Raw genomic sequence first — 17,014 nt, 5'->3', positions numbered from 1 at the left:
ACGCCCCGTGACCGAATTCGCGCCCGACTCGATCGTCCTGAACCGCAAGCTGCCACTGTGGTATCAGGTGTCGCAGTCGCTGCGCGCCTCGATACTCGGCAGGCCGCAGGACGCGCCCCTGCGGCTGCCGACCGAGGACGCGCTGGCGGCGCACTACGGGGTGAGCGTGCTGACCGTCCGGCAGGCGCTCAAGCCGCTGGTCGAGGAGGGGCTGATCAGCCGTCACCGGCGGCGCGGCACCTTCATCGAGCCCGGTGCACGGCGGGCTGCACCGGTACGGCTGCTCGGCTCGGTGGACGCGATCGTGGCCCAGCAGTCGGGCATGCGGTCGACCCTGCTGGACCACGGCCGCCGTCCCGTACCGCCCGAGCTCGGCGGGTACTTCCCGGACCTGGCCGAGGCCGCCTGGTTCCGCAGGCTGCGCGTCGACGACGGCGGCGAGCCGACCAACTGGGCGGAGAACCATGTACTCCCCGGTCTCGGCGACCGGATCGACCCCCGCGACCTGGAACGGTGGCCGATGACGAAGGTGCTCAAGGACCGTCTCGGGGTACGGATCAGCCGGATCACCGACACCGTCGAGGCACGGCTCGCCGACCCGCAGACCGCCGAGCTGCTCCAGGTGCCGCTGCTCAGCCCGATCCTGCACTACACAGGCGTGACCTACGACGAGAGCGGCCGGGTGGTGGACGTTGCCCGCATCCACTACCGGGGCGACCGTTTCTCCTTCTCCGTCACCCTGGAGACCGACTGATGCCGGTGCGGCCTGGGGTGGTGGACCTCCCGGGCCAGGGCGGCGGGCGCGCTCGCAAGACAGAACACCGCCAAGACCGCGAGGGCGACGGCTCGGGTGGCCCGCCGCAGCAGCGGCTTGTTGCAACGTCTCACCGGGAACCCCTTCCGTAGAGGACCATGGGACGGGGACGACTTCGGACAGCGACGACTTCTGACAGCGCACCTCGGCCGCGTGCGGCAGGCGAGGCGGCGCGCCGCGTTGCTCCGTACGGACCGGCCGGATCCACCCGGCCGGAGGCACACTGTCGGCCACCGTCAGTACCATCTGAGCGGTGAGCGACGACGTGCCCCTGCTCGATGATCTGATGCCCTGGTCCGCCGCTCCGCTACGGCTCGGCCGCGGCTGGGTGATGGCTCCGGATGCCGGCTCGCTGCGAGCCCGTTGGAACGCACTGGTCGGTGTTGCGGAGGAGGAGCAGCGGGGCGTGCTCTTCTGCCCCACGCGCTCCCGTACGCTGCACAGCGCCGTCGGTCAACTGCCGGGACATGCCGCGCCGACGGGCAGGATGGCCCGGGAGAGCGGCCCGTGCCCCGAGCCGGTGCGGGTGCTGCACGGCGCGTTCGACCAGCAGTGGCTGATACCCGATCAACGGCTGATCGATGCAGCACGGCCCGAAATGTGGCGGGTTGCGGACGCGCGTCAGGTTTTCGTCGTCGAACAGGACGAGCTGCTGGTGCTCAGCACGCTGGTGCCGGACGGGCGGTCACCGGCCGGGCGTGCGGGGCGGATCCGGCCGCTGTACCGGCGCCCCGGTGGGCGCGAGCCCAATCTGGCACCCGGGCTGACCGGGCTTCTCGCAGGGCTTCTGGGGCGCGAGGTCGGCGCCGACGACGTGCTCGCCTGGATCACGGCGACGGCGCACCCCGGCGCGGACGGGTTCGGCGGACACGTCGTGCCGCTGACCACCCGTCCCGAGCTGTGGGACATGGGGGTCGCCGTCGGGCGGCGGATGCGGTGGGTCGAGCTGCGGGGAGAGGGTTCCGGGAAGCGGCCGCGGCTCCCCGGCGGGCAACGGCCGTACGTCCGTGCACCGCTGCCGGCGTGCCCAGCAGGACTGCGGTACGACGCCGAGGAGCGGGCGCTTCTCGTCGGGGAGGGCCGGATCGCCCCCGTGCCGAAGGCGGTGTGGGAGTTCCGGGTGGGCGGGGTCGGCGTGCTGGAGAGCTGGTTCGCCTCGCGCACCGCCACAGCGCCCGCCGGAACGCTTGCGGCGATCGGAGTACGCGCCTGGCCGCAGGAGTGGACGTCGGAGCTGCTCGAACTGGTCACGGTCCTCGCGCTGCTCGCCGGCCTGCGCGGCGAACAGCGGGAGCTGGGCCGGCTCCTGGACGCGGGCCCTTGCATCGGCACGGACGATCTTCGGCGGGCGGGGATCCTGCCGGTGCCGGATGCCGTGCGGCGCCCGGCCTCCGTGCTCGACCATCACGAAGAAGGGCCGGAGGGGCAGTTCGTGCTGGTGTAACGGCTGGTGCGACCGATACCTCCGCCGTTCAGCCCCGGTTGCCGAAGAGCGTGCGGCGAAGCCTGCGCAGCGGGGCGAACAGCGAAAGCCGGGCGCCGCGGTTCTCCTTGGCGCAGGCCTGGTCGCGCGTCGTCAGCTCACGCATCAGCGATGTCGCCTCGGCCGTCTCGCGCGGCGGCACGGCAGGGCCGCCGAGGACCGCGAGATGGCGGTCGAGACGCGCACTGCTCGCGCGACTACCGCAGTTGATGGCAGGGACTCGCGCCCTGCTGCGCACTATCTGTTCCATTGACACTCCCCACCCGTACGAGGGCACCCGGCCCGGGCAGCGTAACCCTATCGCTCCTACGCGTCACGCGGGGATCCGAGGCCGCGGATTCACCTGCCATGCCCGCGTGTTGACGCCATGTTCCATAACGATCTGGGCAAGACCGGTCCTTCGCGGACGTACTTGACGGAGTTGTGTACGCTGCGCGACATTGAAGCCCGGGTCGCGGGGGTTGAGGGGGGCGAGCCGTCCATGCATCCCATCACCAAGGAATCCGTCACAAGGCCATCCGTCAGGCAGTCGGTCGCCAGGGAATCGCTGCCGCTTCTCGCGGGAGCCGCGTTCGGGACCGGCGGGGTCGGTGCCGTGCTCGCCCTGGCGGACATCGGCTCGCCGTTGCGCGCACCGTTCACCTTCTTCTTCCTGGTCGTCGCTCCGGGCGCGGCGCTCGCCTCGGTACTGCGCGGCCTGGACCCGCTGAGCAGGATCGTCGTGGCCGTGACGGGCTCGGTCGTGATCGACCTGATCGTCGCGCAGGTGATGCTGATGCTGCATCTGTGGTCGATACGCGGCGGCGTCGCCGCGGTGGCCGTGGTGAGCATCGCACTCTTCCTGCTGCCGCTGGTGCGGCGCGCCTACCGCCGGCCGACGGCACCGGGAAAGAGGGCACCCTAGCCGTGGACATCACGCTCCACCGGCCCGGGGAACTGAGCGGTGCGGACCGGGCGGCGTGGGCCCGCATGCAGTCCCGGGCCTGGCGCTCCGGCTTCCCGGGCCTCGCCAATCCGTTTCTGTCACTCGAATTCGCCCTGGCCGTGGGCCGGTTCCGGCGCGGGGTGCGCGTCGCGGTGATCCGTGAGGACGGCGAGCCGGCCGGATTCTTCGCCTTCGAGCGCACGGCAACGGGGGTGGGACGGGCGGTCGGGCTCGGGCTCTCGGACTGCCAGGGGCTCGTCCACCGGCCGGGTTTCCAGTGGGACGCCCGGGAGCTGCTGCGCGCCTGCGGGCTTGCGATCTGGGAGTTCGACCACCTGGTGGAGGGCCAGAAACCGTTCGAGTCCGGAGTGAGCGGCTGCTACGCCTCGCCGGTGATCGACATCGAGCTGGGGTACGAGGCGTATCTGCGCCATCTGCGCAGCCACGCACCGAAGTTCACGCGCACCACGCTCGCCAAGGAGCGCCGCCTTGCGCGCGATGCGGGAGAGCTGCGTTATGTGCACGACGAGCGGGACCCGGCGGTGCTGCGTACCCTGATGGCCTGGAAGTCGGCGCAGTACCGGCGGACGGGGCGCAGCGACCGGTTTGCGCGCCCGTGGATCGTCGGGCTCGTCGAGCATCTCTTCCACTCGCGCGAGGACCACTTCGCCGGGCGGCTCTCGGTGCTGTACGCGGGCGGGCTGCCGGTCGCCGCGCACTTCGGGCTGCACTCGCCGCACGTCCTGGCCTGTTGGTTCCCGGCCTACGACACCGGGTACGCGAAGTACTCCCCCGGTCTGGTGCTGTGCCTGCGGATGGCCGAGGCGGCCGCGCTGGACGGCACCGCCTATCTCGATCTCGGGCGGGGTGCGATGCCGTACAAGGAGTCGCTGAAGACACGCGATCTGACCGTCGGCGAAGGCTGGGTGACGCGTCCGCACCCGGTCGCCGCCCTGCACCGGACCCGGCGGGCGCCCGTCCGGGCGCTGCGCAACACCGTGGTCGGCCGCCCGGAGCTGCGCGATCCGGCCGACTGGCTTCTCAAGCGGCTGGGGCGGCTGCGCTCCCGCGGGTGAACACCGCTGGCCTGTATCGCACTTCCGTTCGTACAACCTCGCGCGCGGCTCATGTGTCTGTGGTCATGGCAGAAAAATTGCGGCATCGCACATGATCTGTCGATACAACAAGATCAAAGCGACATCATGACGGCAATTCCGCCAAAGGGTAATCCTCGGTGCAGGTCTTGCCATAGAGTGCCGACTATCAATACCGTCGTACTTCCACCCGCATCGCCCCATCATGAAAAGCGGTCCCAGGGGAGGGCTGAGCAGGCCGCGATGGGTTCCGGTGCGGGGCGCGGTAGGGGGGTGCCGTGCTCGGACACCGCGTATGTGCCGAGCCGCGCGCCGCGCGGCCTGTCACCTATGCCAACTCATCATGCCCGCATGCCAGTTGGGGGCATTCTCTGGGCGTGGTGAGACCCCCCTTTCGAACCGGACATACCTCAGGACCGTCCCGCGTGAACGATCCCCCGGACGAGAGGGAATTGGAATCGTGACTTCCTACGCGCAACCAGCCGCGCCGGACCAGCCGCCTTTAAGAGCGACATTAGCCGGCTCCGTCGCCGGGCCGGCCTTCCGGCCGGTTTCTTCGCATCTGGCAATTGCACCGCCCGTCAGTGTCGTGATACCCGCGATGAACGAGGCGGAAAATCTCCCGCACGTTTTCGCAACACTCCCGCCCTGGATACATGAAGTCATTCTGGTGGACGGGCATTCCACCGATGACACCGTGAAGGTCGCCCGTGAACTGTGGCCGTCGGTCACCGTCGTCGACCAGTTCGGCAGAGGCAAAGGAGACGCACTGATCAGCGGCTTCGCCGCATGCACCGGAGAGATCATCGTGATGGTGGACGCGGACGGGTCCGCCGACGGCAGGGAAATCGTCTCGTACGTCTCGGCGCTCGTGGGAGGGGCCGATTTCGCCAAAGGCTCGCGGTTCGCCAACGGCGGCGGCACCGACGACATGACGCTGATCCGAAGACTCGGCAACCGGGTGCTGTGTGCCCTGGTCAATGCCAAGTTCGGCGCCCGGTACACCGATCTGTGCTACGGCTACAACGCCTTCTGGCGCCACTGCCTGGACCACATCGCCCTGGACTGCGCCGGATTCGAAGTGGAGACCCTGATGAACATACGGGTGGTCAAGGCCGGGCTGCGGGTCCAGGAGATCCCCAGCCACGAACATCTGCGCATCCACGGCGCGAGCAACCTGCGAGCGGTCCGCGACGGTCTGCGGGTGCTGAAGGTGATCGTGCGGGAGCGGGGCGGCAGACGTCGCAGACGGCGGCCCGCCGTGCTCACGGCAGCGGGCGGTGTGGGTCTGGGGGAGGGCTCTTGAGCACGGAGACCCTCTCCGTGGTGATCTGCGTGTACACCGAGGACCGCTGGGACGACATCCTCGCCTCGGTGGCCTCGGTGGCCACGCAGAGCCTGCCCGCGCACGAGATGCTGCTCGTGGTGGACCACAACCCCGTTTTGCTGGGCCGCCTTTGCGCACACTACGAGGACGATCCGTCGGTCGTCGTCCTGCCCAACGCCGGTCCGCGCGGCCTGTCGGCCGGCCGCAACACCGGCATCGCCGCCGCCACCGGCTCGGTGATCGCGTTCCTCGACGACGACGCGGTGGCCGAGCGCGACTGGCTGCGGCACTTCGCGGCGGCGTACGAGGAGCCGCGGGTGATGGCGGTCGGCGGACGGACGGTGCCCGTCTGGTCGTCGGGCCGCCGGCCCGTGTGGTTCCCGCGCGAGTTCGACTGGGTGGTCGGCTGCAGCTATCTGGGACTGCCGCCGGGCCGGGTGCAGGTGCGCAATGTGCTGGGTGGCAACGCGTCCTTCCGGCGCACGGCGTTCGACGCGGCGGGCGGCTTCGCCACCGGCATCGGGCGTGACGGCGACCGGCGGCCGCTGGGCTGCGAGGAGACCGAGCTGTGCATCCGGCTGCAGCGGGCGCTGCCGGACGCGGTGGTGCTCATCGACGACCGCGCCGTGATCCACCACCGGGTGCCGCGGGCGCGGGAGAGCTTCTCGTACTTCCGCGCCCGCTGCTGGGCGGAGGGCCTGTCGAAGGCGCTGGTCACCCGTCGTGTGGGCGTGGGGGCGGGGCTCGCCTCCGAGCGCCGTTACACCACGCGCGTGCTGCCGGTGGGCGCGCTGCGAGGAGCGCGTGACGCATTGCTGGGGCGCGCAGGAGGCGCGGCCCGTGCGGGGGCCATCGTGGCCGGCGTGGCGACGGCCGGCGCGGGGTACGCCCTCGGCAGTCTGCGGGCGCGCGGGGGCCGTGGGGGGACGGGGGGAGCGGTCGCATGAGCGGTTCGCCGGTGCCGGTGCTGATGTATCACGCCGTGGCGGACGTCCCGTCCCGGGCGGCGCGACGGCTGTCGGTGGCACCCGTGGCGTTCGCCCAGCAGATGGAGCTTCTCGCCGCGGGCGGGTTCACCCCGGTGACCGCGGGGCGGCTCGCCGAGGCCTGGCGGGACCGGCGGCCGCTGCCGCCGCGTCCCGTGCTGATCACGTTCGACGACGGCTACGAGGGGGTGCACCGCCATGCCCTCGCCGCGCTCAAGGGCCACGGATTCGTGGCGACGCTGTTCGTCTCCACCGGCTGGCTGCGCGGGCGGCCCGCCGCCGACCTGACCCCCGGCGCACCGGACACCATGCTCGACTGGGCGCAGGTGGGTGAACTGGCCGCCGCAGGACTGGAGATCGGAGCGCACAGCCACAGCCATCCCCAGCTGGACCAGCTCCCCGACGAACACCTGTGGTTCGAGGTGGTGCGCTGCAAGGAGATCCTGCACGAGGAGCTGGGGACGGCTCCGGGCTCGTTCGCCTACCCGTACGGATATTCGAGCCGCCGGGTACGGCGTTTCGTGCGCGCCGCCGGCTACGGAGTCGGGCTCGCGGTGGGCAATGGCATGGCCCACCCGACGCAGGGGCCGTACGCACTGCGGCGGGTGACGGTACGGCGGTCCACCGGGATCGAGGAGTTCGAGCGGCTGGTGGAGGGTCGGCGTCTTGGATTCCACTTCGCCAGCGACCGGGCGCTGACCCGCAGTTACGCGATCATCCGGCGAACGCGCCGCGCAGTGCGGAAGGTACGCGAGGCCAGTGTCTGAGACGACCACCGCCCAGCAGCCGGCTCAGGAGCCGGAGGAGACGCCATTGAGCGACGCACGCCAGCAGGCGGAGGGCGTCCCCCCGCGGAGGTGGGGGAGGCCGGCCGAGGCTCCTGTCGAGAGGCATGCCTCCGGCACCGCAGGCCGTCCGCGGAGCCTGGGCGGAGGTCCCCCCGCGGATCAGGGGGAGGGCGGAGAAGCGAACGAAGCACCGCCGGTCCGGCCGCCGCGCGGCCGGGGCGCGCGCGACCCGCTGTTCCGCAATGCGTATGCGCTGATGCTCAACACCGGGGTGTCGGCGGTGCTGGGCCTCGGCTACTGGCTGGTTGCAGCGCGGTACTACCCGGACGCTGCGGTCGGCCGTGGTTCCGCGGCGATCGCGGCGATGAAGTTCCTCGCCGGGATCGCCGCGGTGACGCTCACGGGGGCGCTGGCACGCTTCATCCCCGTGGCGGGGAAGCACACGGCCAGGCTCGTCGTGCGCACGTACCTGGCGAGCGCCGCAGTGGTGACGGCCGCCGCACTGGTCTTTCTGCTCACGCTCGGCCTGTGGGGACCGTCGTACCACTTCCTGCACGGGCTTCTGCCCGGGCTCGCGTTCATCGGCTCGGTGATCGCCTGGTCGGTCCTCACCTTGCAGGACGGGGTGTTGACGGGGCTGCGCAGCGCGGTGTGGGTGCCGGTCGGGAACACCGTCTTCTCCACGGGGAAGCTGGTGCTTCTGGTCGTCCTCGCCGCGCTCGTCCCGGCGACGGGGGTGTTCGTCTCGTGGGTCGCGGCGATCGCCCTGTCCGTGCTGCCGCTGGGCTGGCTGGTCTTCCGGCGGCTCATCCCGCGGCACATCGAGGCCACGCGGGCCGGCGCGGTGCCGCCTACGGGGCGTGAGGTCCGGCGGTTCCTGGCCGGTGACTGCACCGGCTCGCTGTTCGCACTCGCCGTCGTCTATCTCGTGCCGGTGCTGGTCGCCTCCCGGATCAGCCCGCAGGACAACGCGTACTTCTACGTCACGTCGACGATCGGCAGCACGGTCGACCTGCTGGCGATCAACATGGGCGCATCGCTGACCGTCGAGGGCGCCCACGATCCCTCGCGGATCGCGGAGAACTGCCGTGCGGCGCTGGGCCGGATGGCCCGGATCATGATCCCGATCTGTATGTTCCTGGCCGTCTTCGCCTCGCCGGTGCTGCATGTCTTCGGTCCCGCGTACGCTGCCGAGGCCGCACCGCTGCTGCGCCTCATGGCGCTGGCGTCGCTGACGCGGGTGTTGTTCGAGGCGTACTTCGGGGTGCTGCGCGCGCAGAGCCGCACCTCCAGGATCGCCGTGCTGCAGGGGCTGTTGTGCGTGCTGGTGCTGGGGTCGACGATGGCGCTGCTGCATCCGCTGGGCATCGTGGGAGCGGGCGTTGCGGAGCTGGCGAGCCAGAGCGTGATCGCGGTGGTCGCCTGCTTCGGGCTTGCGCAGGTGCTCAGGGCGCGGCCGGTACGGAAGATACGGGAATCGTCACGGACGCGGATGTGGGCTCGAGTGCGCAGGACATGGCGAGGGCGGGCGCCCGGGGCGGGGAGCTGGGTGACGCTGGTCGTCGCGCTCGCCCTGTACTGGCTGCCGCTGCGGGGGATGAACGACGCCTCGCTCAACCGGATGAACGGGCTCGGCCTGATATCCGTCCTGCCGCCGCTGACGCTGCTCGGCTCGGCCCTGTTGGTCGTGGCCTTCTGCTGGGGGCTGTGGCTGCGCACCCCGCGCACGGTGCTGCTGCTCACCGTCCTGCTGGCCACGGTCGTCTCACTGCACGGCGTGCCTGCGCTGCTCGAGGCCCAGCCGCGGTTCGCGACCGCCTGGCAGCACGCCGGGTTCATCGAGTACATCGACCGGACCGGCACCGCACGGCCGTATCTGGATGCCCGGTTCTCCTGGCCGGGATTCTTCGCGGCTGTCGCGCTCGTCACCAAGGCCTGCGGGATCAGCGATCTGACTCAGGTGCTGCGCTGGTGGCCGCTCGCCGTCGAACTGCTGTATCTGGCGCCGATGATGCTGCTGTTGCGGGCGGTGCGGGCCGGGTGGCGCACCAAGTGGTGCGCGGCATGGCTGTTCGCGCTGTGCGGCTGGGTGGGTCAGGACTACTTCTCACCGCAGTCGGTCAACTACTTCTTCTATCTGATGTTCGTGGCCGTGCTGTTGGTGTGGTTCGGCACGCCGGGTGAGGGTACGGGGCCGATTGCGGGTGAGGCGCAGGCGCATCGTGCGCAGCCGCGGGAACGGGCGGTGCTGCTCGTCCTCGTGATCGCGCTCTTTGCGGCCTCGGTCGTCAGCCATCAGCTCACCCCTTTTGTGATGACGGGGGTGGTGGCCGCCCTCGTCGTCTGGCGCCGCGTGGACCTGCGGGGTCTTCCGTTGCTGTGCGGGGTGATGGTGATCTGCTGGGTCGCCTATCTCGCCGAGCCGTACTGGTCGGGCCACTGGGGCGATCTGTTCGGCAGCTTCGGCTCGCTCGGCGCAAACGTCACCTCCAGCGTCTCGGGCCGTATCCAGGGTGGCAGCAGCACGCACAAGCTGGTGCTGTACGCACGGGTGGGGCTCGCCGCAGGGGTGCTGGCGCTCGCGGCCTACGGCTGGCTGCGCAGACGACGGACCGGCTACAGCGACCGGGCGATGCTGATCCTGCTGCTCGTTCCGTTCCTCGGTTTCGGCATGCAGTCGTACGGCGGCGAAATGGCGCTGCGAGTCTTCCTCTTCGCGTTGCCAGGGGCCAGCGTGCTTGCCGCGCTGGCCTTCTTCCCCCGTAGCACGCCGCGCCCCGGCCGTCCGTGGCGCGGGCCGCTCGCCGCGCTGCTCGCCGGGCTCGTCCTCATGGGCGGTTTCCTGGTGGCGCGTTGGGGCAACGAGCCGTTCGAACGGGTGCGGACGGGAGAGGTCGCGGCGATGGACTTCGTCTACGACCACGACTCGCCGTCGGCCCGGCTGCTGTGGCCGAGCAAGGATCCGTCGACCGACGTGACGCCGAACCTGCCGTGGATGGCCCGCGATATGGAGAAGGTCGACTATGTGCCGGTGCTCGCACCGCACGATCCGACGCGGGTCGGGGTACTGGTGGACGATCTGCGCAGCGCCGGGCCCAACTCCTACCTGATCGTCAGCAGCGGCCTGACGGAGTCGCTCGAGCTGGACGGCGGCTATCCGTCCGACTGGCCGGGGCGGTTCGGCGCCGCACTGACCGGGAACGGGCAGCTGAAGGTAGCGATGTCGGATGCCGATGCCACCGTGTACCAGCTTTCCTCGCCGCCGGCGGGCCGGGTGCCGCGGCCGGTGACCGGCGAGGCCGGTCCGGTGATCACGTGGACGCCGTGGACGGTCGCGGGGGTGATCGCCGCCCTGGCGCTGATCGTCCTGCTGGGGGCGCGCGAGCTGGCGCGGGTGCTGGTGGCACCGCAGCGGCGCGGGCGCGGCATGCGGCTGTCGCTCATCGCCGCGGTGCCGCTGCTCGTGGTGGTCCTCATCTCCGTCGTCGACCGCTTTGTGACGCTGAGCTGAACCGGCTCAGGGTGTCGTCGGCGTCATCAACGGCATCGATGTCGTCCACACGACGGCGTACGGCCCCAGGTCGACGCGGTGACCGTCGACCCGGGCGCGCACCGTCCGGGCGGTGGTGTTGACCGCGAGGACGGCTCGCGCGTCGCCGAGCACACGCACGGCCGGGGTGTCGACGGTGACGGCGCGCAGCGGAGTACCGGGCGGGAAGGCCGAGGCGAAGCGCTGCAGCAGCTGAAGCATCGGCAGCCCGGTGCCTCCGCCCGGGGCGCCCGCTGCCGTGCTGCGCCACAGGCAGCCGGGACAACTGCCGCTCTCGGTCTCGGGGTTCCAGTAGAAGGCGGCGGACGAGCCGCCCTTGGCGATCTCCATCATGGCGGCCGCCTGGACGGCGAGGAGTTCGTCGTCGGGCCATTGGACGCCTTCGGGTTCGACGTACCACTCGGCCCACCACACCGGCAGGCCGCTGATCCGGCGCAGCCACCGGCTGACGGCGGAGAACTTCGTGGTCGCGGTGAACGCGTCAGGGGAGAGCCTGTTGTCGCTGCCCGTGCTGGAGCCGTCGACCACCAGGAAGTCGGCGCCTGCCTTGTTGCGCAGCCAGTAGTCCAGAGCATCGACGGTGCGCTGGTCGAGGCTGCCCCAAGGGCCGCCGACGGCTGAGGCGTTGGAGTCGTCACCGGGCGCGAGGCTGTCCATGTCGAGGTAGGGGCCGCCCACCATGATCTGCGGGTCGACGTGCTTCAGGGCGCGATAGACGAGGTTGTACAGGCGGGTGTAGCCCTCGTAGTCCCAGCGGCCCGCGGTGTCACTCCAGAATCCCTTGAACTCGTTCCAGACGATGAAGTGGCGCACGAAGGGGTAGCGACGCGCGACGGTGGCTGCGAGCGCGGCGAAGTCGGCGTAGTGGCCGGGAGTGGGCGCGGTCTCCAGCGTCGACCAGTCGGTGGTGCCGGGACGACCGCCCTTCATCCAGTCGGGGGCACAGCACAGGGTGATCACCGGTGTGCCGCCCGTGCGGCGGATCAGGGCGATGCGGCTGTCGAGGGTGGTGAAGTCGTAGCGGCCGGCCGCGGGTTCAGGGTTGTCCGTGCCCCAGCCCATGATGGCCTGGTCCTGCGGGAGGGGCTGGGCGGAGAGGGTGGCGAGGGCGGTGTTCCGGTCGGCCGCGCTGCCCTGGTCGGCACTGTACTGGGTGTGGGTGAACCCCCAGCCGAGCTGCGCGGTCGGCTGTCTGCCGGTCGTGCGGGGCTGCGGAGCGCCGCACAGGGCGACCAGAAGCCCGAGGCCGGTCACGCCGACGGCGGCCAGCAGGACGATGCGGCGGCTCACAAGGGAACTGTAGGCTGCCGGGCCGCCCGGAGCGGGGCCGGAGCAGAATGTCCGCATGACGAGTCGGATCAAGGGCGCGACGCAAGAGGCGTGGGCGGCTGTCGGAGGCGCCCCTCAGGCGCTGGAACGGGTGGCGTCCGGCGGGCCGGGTGGTGTGCTGACGGCTCGGCTGCCGGTGATCGAGCTGGCGCGGGCGACTGTCACCGCGTGCTCGCTCGCCGCCGCGGAGCTGGCGGCGGTGCGCTCGGGCGGCGACCCGCCGGCGGTGCGGGTGGACGACGGGGCGGTTGCCGCGGCGTTCGCCAGCGAACGGCATCTGACGATCGGCGGCCGGCCCGGGGCGACGTTCGCTCCGCTCTCCGGTTTCTGGCGCGCGGCCGACGGATGGGTGCGTACGCACGCCAACTACCCGCATCACCGTGCCCGGTTGCTGGCCGCCCTCGGCATCCCCGACGGCGACGAGGACAAGGTGCTCGCCGACCATCTCGCCGCCGTGATCCGGGACGAGGCGGCGGAACACGTGCAGGAGCAGGTCTACGCGGAGGGCGGGCTCGCGGTCGCTGTGCGCACGCCGCAGGAGTGGGCCGCATCGGAACCCGGCCGGGCCTCGGCCGCCGGGCCTCTCATCGGCGTCGAGAGGGCGGCTGGGGGCGCCGCCCCGGTACGGCGGCTCGGCCCGCTCGACGGCGGCGTGCTGCTGCCTGCTCGCGGCGTCCGGGTGCTCGATCTGACGCGGGTGATCGCCGGGCCGGTTGCCACCCGGACGCTGGCGCTGCTCGGCGCGGATGTGCTGCGCGTCGATTCACCACAGCTGCCGGAGAGCGCGGACGCGCACGCCGACACCGGATTCGGCAAGCGGTCCTGTCTGCTCGACCTGGACGTGCGGGCGGACCGCTCCCGCTTCGAGGAGCTGCTCGTCACGGCTGACGTCGTCGTGACGGGCTACCGGCCCGGCGCCCTGGACCGGTACGGCCTGTCGGCCGGTGTCCTGCTGGAGCAGCGGCCCGACCTGATCGTCGCTCAACTGTGCGCGTGGGGCGGCGACGGACCGTGGGCCGCGCGCCGAGGCTTCGACAGCCTGGTACAGGCGGCCTGCGGCATCGCGGCGGTCGAGGCGGCACCGGACGGCTGGCCCGGCGCCCTTCCCGCCCAGGCGCTGGACCACGGCACGGGCTATCTCATCGCGGCCGCGGTGCTGCGTGCCCTGGCCGAGCGGCACACGGCAGGCGGTGGCCGGGTGCTGCGGTTCAGCCTGGCCGCAACCGCCGCTTGGCTCGTCGACCGCATCCGGCCCGAACCACGCATCGGCCCTCTGGATCCATACGATCCCCACCTCCATCTCACCGAGACCGACTCCGCGCTCGGCCGCCTCCGCCATGCCCTCCCTCCGGTCCGCATCGACGGCGGCCCGTCCGACTGGTCACGCCCGCCCGGCCGCCCCGGCACGGACGAGCCCCGCTGGCAATGAGCGTGCCGGGTCCTATCCCGACTGTTCGTATGTCGCACGCAGGGCGTCCTCGACCGCAGCGAGCGCGGCCCGGCGGTCGAGGCCGAGGCGGTGGGCGCGCCGTGCGTACTCCGCTGCGGCTGCAGCCGCCTGGTGGACCGCCGCGTCACCCGCCGCAGCGACGAACGTGCCATTGCGTCCGCGCGTCTCGATCACTCCGTCGGCCTCCAGCGCGCGATACGCCTTGGCCACCGTGTTGGCTGCCAGGCCCAGTTCTCCGGCGAGCCCGCGAACGGTCGGCAGCCGGTATCCGACGGGCAGTGCACCGCTTCGCGCCTGTCCGGCGATCTGTTCCCGCAGCTGCTCGAACGGCGGGGCGGCCGACGCCGGATCGACGATGATCTTCAGGCTCACGTGCGGCCTCCCGCGGGGTGCGACGGATTGTGCCACTCATTGTGCTCCAGGCCCACAGCGCGGCTGGGACCCTGCGGGTCGTATGCGATCGCGTCGCCCGGACGGTGCCAGTGCAGGACGAAGCGCCGGCCCGAGCGGTAGGCGTCGATGCCCGCCCTGCAGTACGCCACCATGTCGTCGGGCAGCGCGTCGAGCCGGAACCAGCCGAGCTCGGAGCATTTGTCGGGTTCGCGATTGACCGCCTCGCCCTTCCAACTGCGGACTTCGAAGAACCAACCGGTGCGCGGATCCCCGTCCGGCGCACGGTGCTGCATCACCAGCGCGGCCCGTACGTCGCCGGGGTCGATGACGACTCCGATCTCCTCCCGGGCCTCGCGTATCAGCGCCTCCCGCACGTCCTCGCCATCCTCGACACGCCCGCTCGGCGCATGCAACAGGCCGTCGGCATAGCCGGTGTTGGCGCGCCGGGCGAGAAGTATCCGGTCGTCCTGCCGCAGGATCAGATGGACATCGACGATCTCGCTGTGGCGCCGCCGAACCGGCTCCGGATGGACGATCGCGACATAGCGCTCATCGTTCACCTCCCGGCCCCACAACGCCTGGTCGTGACCGAGCTGCTCGACGTACGTACGCGATGCCAGTGGCGCGGCCAGCTCTGCGAGGGCCTCGGCGGGGATGCCGGCGCGGGAGGCGACGGGCTCTGCCGCACCCCAGCGTCCCTCGACCAGCACGAGTCTGCCGCCGGGCCGCAGCAACCGCACCCAGCGCCGCAGCGCCGCCCGCGGATCCGGCAGCGCCCACAGCACGTGCCGGACCAGCACCACGTCGAACCGCCCGTCGCCGACGGGTGGTTCGGCCGCGTCCCCGATCAGCACACGCGCCCACGCACTGCCCCCGCTCGCGGCAAGCTTCGACGCGGCCCGTTCGGCCATCCGCGGCGAACGGTCGACGCCGGTGACCCGATACCCCAGTTCGGCCGCCAGCAGCGTGAGGCTTCCCGTACCGCACCCGAGATCGAGTACGTCGGACGGCGGATCCGGCAGCCATGCGCGCAGCCGTGACGCCCATGCCGTACGGACCTGGGGGATGCGCAGGCCGTGATCCGCCTCGTCGTCGAACGATGCGGCAGCCGCATCCCAGTCCGGTGCCGCGTCGGTCCGGTTGTCCGCTTGCTTCCTGCCGGCCTGCTTGCTGTCGGCCTGCTTGCTGTCGGTCCGGGAACTGCCGATCCGGTCACTCTTCGTATCCATGCCCCGATCTTCGCACCCGCCACTGACAACGGCCTGCGACCTGCGGCCCGGTCCGCTCAGTCCAGGCCCAGCCTCCGGTAGCGGGCGCGGCGGGCGGCGAGCCGTGCGGTGCGGTCCTGGGCGCGGAGCGCTGCGAGCTCGGCGCCCAGGACCTCACCCAGCCGGCCGAGGAAGACTTCTGGTGCGTCGGAGGCGTCCGGTGTCTCCTCGATGATCCGGTCCACGATGCCGTGCGCCAGCAGATCGGCGGAGCGCACGCCCTGCCGCTCAGCGATCTCGTAGGCGCGTTCCGTCGTCCGGTACAGGATGGCGGAGGCGCCCTCGGGAGGCAGCGGCGACAACCAGGCGTGGCGCGCGGCCAGCACCCGGTCGGCGGGAAGCAGCGCGAGCGCGCCGCCGCCGGCGCCCTGTCCGAGCAGCAGGCACAAGCTGGGCGCGGGAAGAGTGACCAGATCGGCGAGGCTGCGCGCGATCTCCGCGGCAAGACCTCCCTCTTCCGCCTCCTGCGACAGCGCGGCGCCCGCTGTGTCGATCACGGTGAGGAGCGGCAGCCCGAGTTGGGCAGCGATCCGCATCCCGCGCCGCGCCTCACGCAACCCTGCCGGCCCCAGCGGCGACGGAGCGCCTTCGCTGCGGTGGTCGTGGCCGATGACGACGCAGGGCGTCGGGCCGAACCGTGCGAGGGCGAGCAGCAGCCCCGGGTCGCTCTCCCCCGCGCCCGTGCCGCTCAGCGGGGTGACGTCGGCGGCCGCATGCCGCAACAGCGCCCTCAGACCAGGCCGTTCGGGCCGCCGCGAGCGGCGGATCGATTCCTCAGCCGAGGGAGCCGGCCCCGACACCGGCCCTGGTGTCGCCCCCGGCACCGAACCCGACGCCGAACCCTGCGGCGCCGGCTCCGCATCACCGCCCTGCCGTTGCTCCCCGCACAGCACGTCCAGCGCCCGCGCCGCCGCGTCCGCCAACTGCCCTGCGGGCAGCACCGTGTCGACGAGACCGTGGGCGAGCAGGTTCTCGGCGGTCTGTACGCCCTTGGGGAACTCCTCCCCATAGAGCGCCTCATGGACGCGCGGTCCGAGAAAACCGATGAGCGCCCCGGGCTCGGCGGCCGTGACGTGCCCGAGCGATCCCCACGAGGCCAGCACCCCGCCGGTCGTCGGGTGGCGCAGATAGACGAGGTACGGCAGTCCGGCGGCCTTGTGGTCCGCGATCGCGGCCGCGACCTTGACCATCTGCAGGAAGGCGATGGTGCCCTCCTGCATCCGCGTTCCCCCCGACGCCGGAGACGCCAGGAGCGGAAGGCGTTCGCGGGTGGCCCGTTCGACGGCTCGTACCAGCCGCTCCCCCGCCGCGGCCCCGATCGAACCGGCGAGGAAGCCGAATTCGCAGGCGAGTATCGCCACCCGGCGCCCGTGGATGCGTCCTTCGCCGGTCACGACCGACTCCTCGCGTCCGGTCCTGGCGCGGGCGCGCTCCAACGCGGCCCGGTACGACGCGTCCTCGTCACGCACCGGCACCGGCACCGGCTCGTCCCAACTGCGCCAGGTGCCCGGATCGAGCGCCGAATCGATCAGCTGTTGCACGGTCATGCGGACACCCTGCCACGGTCCCGTTCTTAATCAGCGATGAGTGGTCCCTAACGGGCTCAT

At 71.6% G+C, this 17,014-nt stretch carries 14 protein-coding genes; 9 read left to right on the top strand and 5 right to left on the bottom strand.

The features are described from left to right. Nucleotides 1-7 precede the first annotated feature (7 nt). Nucleotides 8-754, top strand: a complete 747-nt coding sequence (locus tag NGB36_RS22535) for a GntR family transcriptional regulator (RefSeq protein ID WP_255922215.1) — start codon at nucleotides 8-10, stop codon at nucleotides 752-754. Nucleotides 755-1,067: 313 nt separating this feature from the next. Next, on the top strand, nucleotides 1,068-2,258 hold the full coding sequence (locus tag NGB36_RS22530; protein WP_308288906.1) for a type ISP restriction/modification enzyme: 1,191 nt from the start codon (nucleotides 1,068-1,070) through the stop codon (nucleotides 2,256-2,258). 28 nt (nucleotides 2,259-2,286) lie between these two features. Here the strand turns inward: NGB36_RS22530 and NGB36_RS22525 are convergent, their stop codons facing one another. After that, nucleotides 2,287-2,547, bottom strand: coding sequence for a hypothetical protein (locus NGB36_RS22525; protein ID WP_255922214.1), 261 nt, complete (start codon nucleotides 2,545-2,547; stop codon nucleotides 2,287-2,289). Nucleotides 2,548-2,778: 231 nt separating this feature from the next. Here NGB36_RS22525 and NGB36_RS22520 point away from each other — a divergent pair, with 231 nt between their 5' ends. From NGB36_RS22520 to NGB36_RS22495, 6 genes are all read left to right on the top strand, one after another. Continuing rightward, entirely contained in the window at nucleotides 2,779-3,201 is a 423-nt protein-coding gene (locus NGB36_RS22520) for a DUF1616 domain-containing protein (protein WP_255922213.1), read from the top strand. Nucleotides 3,202-3,203: 2 nt separating this feature from the next. Then, a complete protein-coding gene (locus NGB36_RS22515; protein WP_255922212.1) occupies nucleotides 3,204-4,298 on the top strand; it encodes a GNAT family N-acetyltransferase in 1,095 nt (364 codons plus the stop codon). Between the two features lie 478 nt (nucleotides 4,299-4,776). Beyond that, complete coding sequence (locus NGB36_RS22510) at nucleotides 4,777-5,622, top strand: glycosyltransferase family 2 protein (RefSeq protein WP_255922296.1); 846 nt, start codon at nucleotides 4,777-4,779, stop codon at nucleotides 5,620-5,622. Next, on the top strand, nucleotides 5,619-6,590 hold the full coding sequence (locus tag NGB36_RS22505) for a glycosyltransferase family 2 protein (protein WP_255922211.1): 972 nt from the start codon (nucleotides 5,619-5,621) through the stop codon (nucleotides 6,588-6,590). The genes NGB36_RS22510 and NGB36_RS22505 overlap by 4 nt, the downstream gene beginning before the upstream one ends. Then, nucleotides 6,587-7,396: a polysaccharide deacetylase family protein gene (locus tag NGB36_RS22500; RefSeq protein ID WP_255922210.1), complete on the top strand. Its 810-nt coding sequence runs from the start codon at nucleotides 6,587-6,589 to the stop codon at nucleotides 7,394-7,396. The genes NGB36_RS22505 and NGB36_RS22500 overlap by 4 nt, the downstream gene beginning before the upstream one ends. A gap of 277 nt (nucleotides 7,397-7,673) precedes the next feature. Further along, nucleotides 7,674-10,928, top strand: coding sequence for a lipopolysaccharide biosynthesis protein (locus NGB36_RS22495; RefSeq protein ID WP_255922295.1), 3,255 nt, complete (start codon nucleotides 7,674-7,676; stop codon nucleotides 10,926-10,928). Between the two features lie 6 nt (nucleotides 10,929-10,934). Here the strand turns inward: NGB36_RS22495 and NGB36_RS22490 are convergent, their stop codons facing one another. Continuing rightward, nucleotides 10,935-12,257 carry a GH39 family glycosyl hydrolase gene (locus NGB36_RS22490; protein WP_372509503.1) on the bottom strand — a complete coding sequence of 441 codons (1,323 nt, stop codon included), beginning with the start codon at nucleotides 12,255-12,257 and terminating at the stop codon, nucleotides 10,935-10,937. Between the two features lie 55 nt (nucleotides 12,258-12,312). Between NGB36_RS22490 and NGB36_RS22485 the strand changes: the two genes are divergently transcribed. After that, the gene (locus NGB36_RS22485) at nucleotides 12,313-13,725 is read left to right on the top strand and encodes a CoA transferase (RefSeq protein ID WP_255922209.1); all 1,413 of its coding nucleotides are present in this window, start codon (nucleotides 12,313-12,315) and stop codon (nucleotides 13,723-13,725) included. A 12-nt stretch (nucleotides 13,726-13,737) separates the two neighbouring features. Here NGB36_RS22485 and NGB36_RS22480 read toward each other — a convergent pair whose 3' ends face one another. Genes NGB36_RS22480 through NGB36_RS22470 form a run of 3 tightly spaced genes read right to left on the bottom strand, consistent with a single transcriptional unit; the run spans nucleotide 13,738 to nucleotide 16,954 of the window. Next, nucleotides 13,738-14,118 (bottom strand): GntR family transcriptional regulator, encoded by a 381-nt coding sequence (locus tag NGB36_RS22480; protein WP_255922208.1) that lies wholly within the window; start codon nucleotides 14,116-14,118, stop codon nucleotides 13,738-13,740. Then, nucleotides 14,115-15,368 (bottom strand): methyltransferase domain-containing protein, encoded by a 1,254-nt coding sequence (locus tag NGB36_RS22475; RefSeq protein WP_255922207.1) that lies wholly within the window; start codon nucleotides 15,366-15,368, stop codon nucleotides 14,115-14,117. The genes NGB36_RS22480 and NGB36_RS22475 overlap by 4 nt, the downstream gene beginning before the upstream one ends. Before the next feature lie 56 nt (nucleotides 15,369-15,424). Continuing rightward, the gene (locus NGB36_RS22470; protein WP_255922206.1) at nucleotides 15,425-16,954 is read right to left on the bottom strand and encodes a carboxyl transferase domain-containing protein; all 1,530 of its coding nucleotides are present in this window, start codon (nucleotides 16,952-16,954) and stop codon (nucleotides 15,425-15,427) included. Nucleotides 16,955-17,014 lie beyond the last annotated feature (60 nt).

Source organism: Streptomyces humicola, from assembly GCF_024436035.1.
Taxonomy (GTDB): domain Bacteria; phylum Actinomycetota; class Actinomycetes; order Streptomycetales; family Streptomycetaceae; genus Streptantibioticus_B; species Streptantibioticus_B humicola.
The sequence above is the reverse complement of the archived record's forward strand: the minus strand, read 5'-3'. Positions and strand labels throughout refer to the sequence as shown.

Bases quoted from the DNA above. Each gene is read 5' to 3' on its own strand.
- NGB36_RS22525 (WP_255922214.1), bottom strand. From the start codon at position 2,547: ATGGAACAGATAGTGCGCAGCAGGGCGCGAGTCCCTGCCATCAACTGC.
- NGB36_RS22520 (WP_255922213.1), top strand. From the start codon at position 2,779: ATGCATCCCATCACCAAGGAATCCGTCACAAGGCCATCCGTCAGGCAG.
- NGB36_RS22500 (WP_255922210.1), top strand. From the start codon at position 6,587: ATGAGCGGTTCGCCGGTGCCGGTGCTGATGTATCACGCCGTGGCGGAC.
- NGB36_RS22495 (WP_255922295.1), top strand. From the start codon at position 7,674: ATGCTCAACACCGGGGTGTCGGCGGTGCTGGGCCTCGGCTACTGGCTG.
- NGB36_RS22485 (WP_255922209.1), top strand. From the start codon at position 12,313: ATGACGAGTCGGATCAAGGGCGCGACGCAAGAGGCGTGGGCGGCTGTC.
- NGB36_RS22475 (WP_255922207.1), bottom strand. From the start codon at position 15,368: ATGGATACGAAGAGTGACCGGATCGGCAGTTCCCGGACCGACAGCAAG.
- NGB36_RS22470 (WP_255922206.1), bottom strand. From the start codon at position 16,954: ATGACCGTGCAACAGCTGATCGATTCGGCGCTCGATCCGGGCACCTGG.